We start from the raw sequence: 5,645 nt of genomic DNA on the forward strand, positions 1-5,645 counted from the left end.
GCACGACCGGCGCGTGCGCGGCGGCCGGGCGGGCCGGCGACGGCTCGCGTCTCGACGAAGGCAGGCGCTCGCTGCTCACCGGCGCGGTCGAGGTCGCGGAGGTGGAGGACGAAGGTTGCGTCGAGATAGGGGAGGGTGCGGCTGATGTGAGACCGGACTGCTGCACCGAGGACGCCACCGGCCCAGCCGCTGTGGCTGTCGCCGTTCCCCCGGAGAGCCAAGCTGCTCCCGCTCCCGCCGAAAACCCGAGCAGGGCCAGTCCGGCGAGAACCATGAGCGACATGGATCGGGCGAATGGCGGGCGCGTTGAAGGCATGGGCACCCCTCCTCGAGTTTGTGCCCGTGCGCCAGTCGTCCGGGCGGATGCTGAACCCCTCAGCTCATGCGGCGTGAACATTAAGACTGTGTCGGCGGTGCCTCAACGTTTTCCTCACTAACGAGATCGACTGGCGAATAATCCTGTGGCCTGCTGATACGTCGCCTAACTCGGGGCTTCAGGCGAACCCGCAGGTAACAGCGATCGGTAAGTGAATCGCGGTGACATCACGATTGCGTGAGAAGACTCTGATGAGTGATCGGGATCACAGCGGAAGGTAACCCGCACGGATATCGCGTGACCAGTTGCGAGTCGCCCCGAGATCCGTACTGTCGCGGCATGGCTAACGTACTGATGATCATGTCCGCAGCCGACCACTGGACCCTCAAGGACGGGTCGGAGCATCCCACCGGTTTCTGGGCCGAGGAGTTCGTGGCCCCGTACGAGGTGTTCACCGACGCCGGCTGGTCCGTCACCGTCGCGACCCCGGGTGGGCGTGCTCCCACCGTCGACCAGGCCAGCCTCGGCGAAGGCGCCGGCGACCCCGAGACCCTGGACAAGGTGAAGGCCTCGCTCGACCGGCTCGCGCCCGTCCTGAACTCCCCGGCCGACCTGGCCTCCGTCGATCACAACGAGTTCGACGTCGTGTTCTACCCGGGCGGTCACGGTCCCCTGCAGGACCTCGCCGTGGACAAGACCTCCGGTGCGATTCTCGCCGAGCGGGTGACCGCGGAGAAGCCGCTGGCCATGCTGTGCCACGCCCCCGCGGCCGTGCTCGCGGCCTCGGAGGACGCGTCGTCCTCGCCGTTCGCTGGGTACAAGATGACCGGGTTCTCCAACGTCGAGGAGGAGCAGGTCGGGTTGGCCGAGGGGGCGCCCTGGCTGCTCGAGGACAAGCTCGTCGAGCTGGGCGCCGACTACTCCTCGGCCGCCGAGCCGTGGGCCTCGCACGTGGTGGTGGACCGCAACCTGTACACGGGTCAGAACCCCCAGTCCTCGGAGGAGCTCGCCAAGCGGATCGTCTCCGACCTCGGCTGACTCCGTGCCGGTGAGCCACATCGTCGACCGGCACGCCGTCGTCGACGGCCACCGGATCTCGTTCGGCGTGCACGGCGAGGGCGAACCCGTCGTCCTTCTCCACGGAACGCCCTCGTCGTCGTACATCTGGCGCGACGTGGTGCCCGTCCTCACCGAGGCCGGGTACCGCGTCCACGTCTTCGACCTCCTCGGATACGGGCTGTCGGAGCGGCCGCGGAACCCCGACGTCGACACGTCGATCACCGGTCAGGTCGCCGTCCTCGAGGGGCTGTTGGGGGAGTGGGGACTCGACACGTTCCACCTGGTGGCCCACGACATCGGCGGCGGGATCGCGCAACGCTTCGGCGTGCAGTCGACCGGGCGCCTGCGGTCCCTGACCCTCATCGACGTGGTGAGTTTCGACAGCTACCCCTCCGAGCGGACCCGGGAACAGATGGCCGACGGGCTTGACGAGCTGGCCCGCACGCCGGACGCCGAGCACCGGGCCCACTTCCGGGACTGGCTGCTGTCGACGCACAGCGACCCGGCGAACTTCGACCCCGCCGCGCTCGACGTGTATGTCGACCTCATCAGCGGGCCGATCGGCCAACCGAGCTTCTTCCGGCACCAGGTCGCGCACTACGACCCGCGCCACACGCTGGAGATCTCCGACCAGCTGGACAGGCTCGGTCGGATCCCGGTGCAGCTGGTCTGGGGCGCCGACGACACCTGGCAGGTCACCGACTGGGCGCACCGCCTCCACGCCGCGATCCCCGCCAGCGAACTGCATCTCATCGAGAACTGTGGCCACTTCGCGCCGGAGGAACGCCCGGCCGAGGTCGCCGCGGCACTCCGGGCATTCCTCGATGCCCACCGGGGCTGACGGGACCCACGGCGCTCCGGGCCCGAGGTCCCGGCCAGACCCGGGACCGCCTCCGTTGCCGGGGCCCGTGTGAGGATTGTGCCCGTGACGCAACCGACAGAGTCGAAGGTCCGAGGCTGGGCCGCGCTCGCCGTGGTCGCCTACGGCGCCGTGGTGGTGGCGCTGACCATGCTCAAGGCCTTCTTCGTGATCGGGCTACTGTGGCGACCGGAATCCCAGCGCGGCCGCTCGGTCGAATGGGTACCGTTCGCTCAGTTCAGGGGCGCCCAGACCTGGTTCGGCCCACTGTTCGACGCACTCGGCAACCTGGCCTTCTTCGTGCCGCTCGGGGTGCTCCTGTACATCCTGCTGGAGGGCCGGGCCAGGGCGGTCCTCGTCGTCGTCGTCACCGGAGCGGCGATCAGCGTGACGGTCGAGGTCCTCCAGTACGTCCTCGCCCTGGGACACTCCGACGTCACGGACCTGCTGTTCAACACAGCCGGGGCGCTGGTCGGCGCCCTCATAGCGCGCGCCTGCGGCCCGCGCCTCCACCCACTGTGGATCGGTCTCGCGCTCACCACCGCTGCGGTGTTCGCCGTCCTTGTCGTCCTCGGTCCGCGCCTGGGCGACCCCGCCGCAGTGGTGGAGCTGGGGACGGACAGGCCGCCGGCGCGGTGACCCGCGGCGGGCTCGTCACGCCCCCGGAGCCTCCTACGCTCCCGCGCCGCGGTCGGTGTCGGCGTCGGTGCCAGTGTCTGCGGCCCGCCCGTACCGGCCGGCCAGCCACGCGCACACGATCAACTGGATCTGGTGGAACAGCATCAGCGGCAGGACCAGGAGCCCGATCGGCTGGCCGACGAACAGCACGGCCGCCATCGGCAACCCCGTGGCCAGCGACTTCTTGGACCCGCAGAACTGCACGACGCGCTTGTCCCGGTCCTCGAAACCCAGGGCCCGGGAGGCGAGTTCGGTCAGACCCAGCACCACCGCGAGCAGCACGCAGCACGCGACGATCAGCCAGGCCAACTCGCCGACGCCGATCGTCGACCAGATCCCGTCGGCGACCCCGTCGGAGAACGCCGCGTAGACCACCAGCACGATGACGGTCTTGTCGAACAGGGCGATCCGCTTGATCCTGCGGATGACCGGCAGGACCCAGGTCCGCAGGAGCTGGCCCACCACGAACGGCAGGAGCAGCTGCAGGGCGATCGTGCCGACCGAGTTCCACGTGATGACCACGGACCCGTCGGTGGTCATCAGGGCGAAGACCAGCAGGGGAGTGATCACCACACCCAGCAGGTTGGACACCGACGCCGACACCACCGCCGCGCTGACGTGCCCGCGGGCGATCGCCACGAAGGTGATGGACGACTGGACGGTCGACGGGACCAGCGTGAGGAACAGGAACCCGGCGGCCAGGGAGGCGCCGAGCACGGGCGTGAGGAGCCACTGGCCGAGCAGGCCGAGGAGCGGGAACAGGAGATACGTCGAGGCGAGCACGACCGAGTGGAGCCGCCAGTGCGTGAGGCCGACCACCAGCTCCCGGGGCTCGAGGCGCGCGCCGTAGAGGAAGAACAGCACGGCGATGCCGATCGTCGTCACCCAGTCGAGCGCGTCGGCCGCGCCACCGGTGGCGGGCAGGAACGCGGCGACCACCACCGCCGCCAGGATCGCCAGGATGAACGGCTCGATCCGGAGACGACGCAGAATGCCCATCCGCCTATTCCACCACCAGGGCGTCGGGGGGCGACCGATAGGCTCGGCACCATGACGGAGCGCAGGCGATGACCGGACAGGCCGGACAGACCGGGCAGGCCCCGGAGGGGTGGCGGCCCAGGGCGTTGCGGGACGGCGAGGAACCGGACCCCCGGTTCACGCTCGCCAACGAGCGCACCTTCCTGGCCTGGATCCGCACCAGCCTCGGGTTGACGGCGGGCGCGGTGGCGATGGAGGCCTTCGCGGGGGACGAGATCCCCGAGATCGTCCGCACGCCGCTGGCCTGCATCCTGCTGGTGCTGGCGGCGGTCCTCGCGATCGTGGCGTTCCGGCGGTGGATCCGGATCGAGGCCTCGATGCGTCACCAGCGGCCGCTGCCCATGCCGCAGGCATCCATCCTGCTGGTGCTGGGGATCTCGATCGGCGCGGTCCTGCTCATCGTGGCGATCCTGGGCGGCACCTTCGCATGAGCACGCCCCGGCAGCGGCGGATCGGGGTGGAACCGCGGGCGGTTCCGCCCGACGCGGGATTGGCCGCCGAGCGCACCAGCCTGTCGTGGGCCCGGACGTGGGCCGTGGTGGGCGTGAACATCATCCTCATCGCCAAGCTGGTGGCGGAGACGTCGGTGTTCTGGGCGTCGGTGTTCTCGTTGCTCACCGTGGTCCCGCTGCTGGCGCTGCTCCGGGTGCAGCGTCACCACGAACGGCGGGTCGGGCGCTTCGTCCGCGGGGCCGAGGTGCCGCAGACGCGGGCGGCCCACAACGTCGGGCTGGTGGTGTTGGTCGTCGTGATGGCCACCTGCGGCCTGGTCGCCGTGCTGGTCAGCCTGTCGACCTAGCAGCTGAGAGCGCGCGGCCCGGCCCCGCGCGGGTGGTCGCCGGGGCCGGGAGCGGAGGTGTCAGGTGTTCTTGGCCCGCCCGCTGAGGGCGTCGCGGAGGCGGTCGACCATGCCGACGCCGGGTCCCAGGGTCATGTGGAACAGCTCGGAGTGCGGTGAGCCGGGGTGCGGCCGGGTGGGGGCGATCTTCTTGGCGGCCTCGACCTTGCGGCCCAGGTCGACCAGGTCCTCGGCGGAGATGTGCTTCCGCATCTTGGGGAACTGGTCCGCCTCCTCGTCGTCGGCGTGGTGGTCGAGGAGTTCCGTGAACCGCTTCACGGTGGCGATGAACTCGGCGCTCCCGGCGTCCAGGCCCTCGAGCTCCTTCATCACCTCTTCGAGTTCCTGGTGCTCTTCCTTGTCGTGCTCGACCTCGTCGGTGCCGCCCGGGACCTCGCGCTCGTAGACGGGGTAGACGAACAGTTCCTCGGCCACGGAGTGGCGCACGACCTCGGCGATGGCGGAGTCGGCCAGCGAGCGGCGTTCCTCGGCGTCGGCGGTGTTCTCGATCATCTCGAGCAGGCCGACCATCTCGCGGTGGTCGGCGGTGAGGATGTCGACGACGTCCCCGGCGGCTGCGGTGTCGGCCATGAGGCTCTCCTTCGCGGTGTGAGACGGATGGACCTCTCGACCGTAGAGGCGGCCGTGCGCGACGGCCACCGGACCGACGGCCACCGGAGGAGCCGGGGACCTGCTCGGTGGCCGGTTCAGGGGCGCGTGCTCTCCGTCTCGCACATGCCCTGCAGGACGCAGGTGCCGCAGCCGCCGGTCACGCCGCAGTCCGCGGCGGGGTCGCCGGGAGTGGAGCCGGCGGGGGAGCAGGAGGCGGCGCCGTCGGTGGAGGAGCCCGCGTCACC

The 5,645-nt window shown here is 70.3% G+C and carries 8 protein-coding genes; 5 read left to right on the forward strand and 3 right to left on the reverse strand.

Annotated features, from left to right (window positions below; all coding sequences use genetic code 11):
* Positions 1–221: hypothetical protein (locus tag G6023_RS15745; protein ID WP_206680994.1), on the reverse strand; the 221-nt coding region annotated here is incomplete at its 3' end.
* A 434-nt stretch (positions 222–655) separates the two neighbouring features.
* Here G6023_RS15745 and G6023_RS10435 point away from each other — a divergent pair.
* The 3 genes from G6023_RS10435 (at position 656) to G6023_RS10445 (ending at position 2,873) form a co-directional block, all read left to right on the forward strand.
* On the forward strand, positions 656–1,354 hold the full coding sequence (locus tag G6023_RS10435; protein ID WP_096906399.1) for a type 1 glutamine amidotransferase domain-containing protein: 699 nt from the start codon (positions 656–658) through the stop codon (positions 1,352–1,354).
* Between the two features lie 10 nt (positions 1,355–1,364).
* Complete coding sequence (locus G6023_RS10440; protein ID WP_182635392.1) at positions 1,365–2,216, forward strand: alpha/beta fold hydrolase; 852 nt, start codon at positions 1,365–1,367, stop codon at positions 2,214–2,216.
* A gap of 84 nt (positions 2,217–2,300) precedes the next feature.
* Positions 2,301–2,873: a VanZ family protein gene (locus tag G6023_RS10445; RefSeq protein ID WP_347570759.1), complete on the forward strand. Its 573-nt coding sequence runs from the start codon at positions 2,301–2,303 to the stop codon at positions 2,871–2,873.
* A 33-nt stretch (positions 2,874–2,906) separates the two neighbouring features.
* Here the strand turns inward: G6023_RS10445 and G6023_RS10450 are convergent, their stop codons facing one another.
* Positions 2,907–3,911 (reverse strand): bile acid:sodium symporter family protein, encoded by a 1,005-nt coding sequence (locus G6023_RS10450; protein WP_069390147.1) that lies wholly within the window; start codon positions 3,909–3,911, stop codon positions 2,907–2,909.
* A gap of 68 nt (positions 3,912–3,979) precedes the next feature.
* On the opposite strand from G6023_RS10450, the gene G6023_RS10455 reads away from it, so the two are divergent.
* Entirely contained in the window at positions 3,980–4,381 is a 402-nt protein-coding gene (locus G6023_RS10455; RefSeq protein ID WP_069390148.1) for a YidH family protein, read from the forward strand.
* Positions 4,378–4,749: a DUF202 domain-containing protein gene (locus tag G6023_RS10460; protein ID WP_069390149.1), complete on the forward strand. Its 372-nt coding sequence runs from the start codon at positions 4,378–4,380 to the stop codon at positions 4,747–4,749. The genes G6023_RS10455 and G6023_RS10460 overlap by 4 nt, the downstream gene beginning before the upstream one ends.
* A 60-nt stretch (positions 4,750–4,809) precedes the next feature.
* Here G6023_RS10460 and G6023_RS10465 read toward each other — a convergent pair whose 3' ends face one another.
* A complete protein-coding gene (locus tag G6023_RS10465) occupies positions 4,810–5,379 on the reverse strand; it encodes a hemerythrin domain-containing protein (protein WP_069390151.1) in 570 nt (189 codons plus the stop codon).
* Positions 5,380–5,645 lie beyond the last annotated feature (266 nt).

This window comes from Dietzia sp. DQ11-71, assembly GCF_014144995.1.
In the GTDB taxonomy this organism is placed as follows: Bacteria; Actinomycetota; Actinomycetes; order Mycobacteriales; family Mycobacteriaceae; genus Dietzia; species Dietzia kunjamensis.